General features: G+C 77.4%; 2 protein-coding genes. One reads left to right on the top strand and one right to left on the bottom strand.

Features of this window, described 5'->3' with window-relative positions; translation table 11 throughout:
• Positions 1–282 precede the first annotated feature (282 nt).
• Positions 283–1,248, top strand: a complete 966-nt coding sequence (locus QSK52_RS38970; RefSeq protein ID WP_285741024.1) for a hypothetical protein — start codon at positions 283–285, stop codon at positions 1,246–1,248.
• A 77-nt stretch (positions 1,249–1,325) separates the two neighbouring features.
• Here the strand turns inward: QSK52_RS38970 and QSK52_RS38965 are convergent.
• Positions 1,326–2,110: FAD-dependent monooxygenase (locus QSK52_RS38965; RefSeq protein WP_285741023.1), on the bottom strand; the 785-nt coding region annotated here is incomplete at its 5' end.

Here is a 2,110-nt window from a genome sequence, read left to right as displayed (position 1 = left end):
TGGTCGCCGCCGCCGACCGCGCCCGCGAGGCCCTGGGCTGGGTCCCCAAGCGCCCCGAGCTCGACCGGATCGTCGCCGACGCCTGGGAGTTCACCCTCGCCCACCGCGCCTGACCAGCACCCCTCCCCGCCCGAACCCGAGGCCGGTGCGGGGTCGGCCGGGGCCGGAACCGGGGCCCGGCCGGGGCCGGAACCGGTCGGCATTCTCCGGGCGAGAGCGGGGAGACGGGGGGCGCGTGCCGAGCACGCACTGCCCGCCGCTTCCGTCCCTGGGGGAACTCCCGTGGCCGTCCACTCCCGTCTCGCCGTTCTCGGTGCCGGCACCGCCCTGGGCACCGTCCTCGTCCTCGGCGGCGCCCCTGCCGCCCGGGCCTGCGACGAACGGCCGCCCGCCACCGCCGCCCCGACCCCGACGCAGTCCTCCACCGCGCCCGCGCCCTCGCCCTCCGCGTCCGGCCCCGACTCCGACTCCGCGTCCGCGGCCCCGTCCGCCGCACGGCCGACACCGGCCGCTTCGCTGGCGCTCCTGCCGGGGGCGGACCGGACGCTGGTGGCGGGCGGCGCCCCGGTCGAGTTCACCGCGCAGGTCGACAACACCGGCACCGCCGCCCTGGAGGGCGCCGCCCCGCTGCCCGCCCTCCGGAACGACGCCGCCCGGAGCCCGCAACAGGCGCTGCGGGCCGACGAGTTGCTGCTCCAGGTGAAGACCTCCGCGGGCTGGGAGGACCTCCCGCTGTCGGTCGGCTGCGACCGCTCCCTGCGCGGCGACGGCGCCCTGCCCGCCACCGACCTCGCACCGGGCGGGAGCGCCCGCTACACCTTCCGGCTCTCCGTCACCGCCGCCGACGCCGCCGCGCAGCAGGTGGACGTCCGGCTCGGGCTCCGGTCCGGGTCGGCGGACTCCTTCACGTCCGCCCCGCACACCACCCTCCGGATCACCCACCCGGCCGCCCCCGCCCCCGCTCCCGCGCAGCCGTCCGTCGCGGAGCCGGCCCCGGCCTCGGCGTCGACCGCCCCGAGCCCCCGCACCGAGGTGCTCGGCGTCGACGCCCTCCCGGCCCCCGTCCGGGGCGGGGCCACCACTCCCCCGGCCTCCGACGCCCCCACCCTCGCAGCCGCGAGCCTGCCGTCCCCGGCCGACGGCGGGCGGCCGCCGACCTCCCTGCTGGTCAGCGGCGTCGTCCTGATCGCCCTCGGCGCCACCGGCTTCACCCTCGTCCTCGTCCACCGCCCCGCCCGCCACCGCTGACCGCCCACCACGCCGGGCACGGCCCCGACCGGGGCACGGCCCTCAGGGGCGGGCGTGGACGTCGACGGCGGGGCCGGTCACGGGGCCTCCTTCAGGACGGCGGTGGTGCGGGCCATCAGACCGGGCACGTCGGCGTCCCGGACACCGTCCATCAGCCACCGGCCCAGCTGGCAGGAGTTCTCCACCACCATCCGCACCCGCGGCAGCCGCCGGGCGTGGTAGTCGAGCAACAACTGCTCGTCGAACTCCTCGGCACCGGTGAGGAGTTCGGCCAGTACCAAGGCGTCCTCCAGGGACATCGCGGCACCCTGCGCCAGGGTCGGCGGGCAGGCGTGAGCGGCGTCGCCGACCAGCACCACCCGGCCCCGGTGCCACGGACCCTCGACCAGGTGCCGGTCGAACCAGGTGTAGTTGACCTGCCCGGGGTCGGTGATCGAGGCCGCTATCTGCTCCCAGTGGCCGCCGTACCCGGCCGCCAGCCGCCGCATCTCCTGCGCGTAGTCGGCCGGGTCGATGGTGGCGCGGTCGCGCTTGGGCTCGACCAGGTACGCGTAGACCGTGTCCGGCCCGGTCGGACAGTACCCGGCGATGTACGCCGGTCCGCCGTAGGCCAGATCGGTGCGCTCCACCCCCGCCGGACGCGGAGCGGGAGCCCGCCAGACCGCCATGCCGGTCGGTTCGGGACGCTCCTCGATGCCGATCATCGCGCGGGTCGCGGAGGATATGCCGTCCGCACCGACCACCAGGTCGTAACGGCCCGAACTCCCGTCGGAGAACTCGACGTCCACCCCCTCCGCGTCGCCCCGCAGGGCGGTGACGGTGGTGCCGAGGCGGACGTTCGCGCCAGACGCCTTCACCGCGT

The organism is Kitasatospora phosalacinea (genome assembly GCF_030268885.1).
Classification (GTDB): Bacteria; Actinomycetota; Actinomycetes; order Streptomycetales; family Streptomycetaceae; genus Kitasatospora; species Kitasatospora phosalacinea_C.
This window is presented reverse-complemented; position numbering and strand designations above follow the sequence as displayed.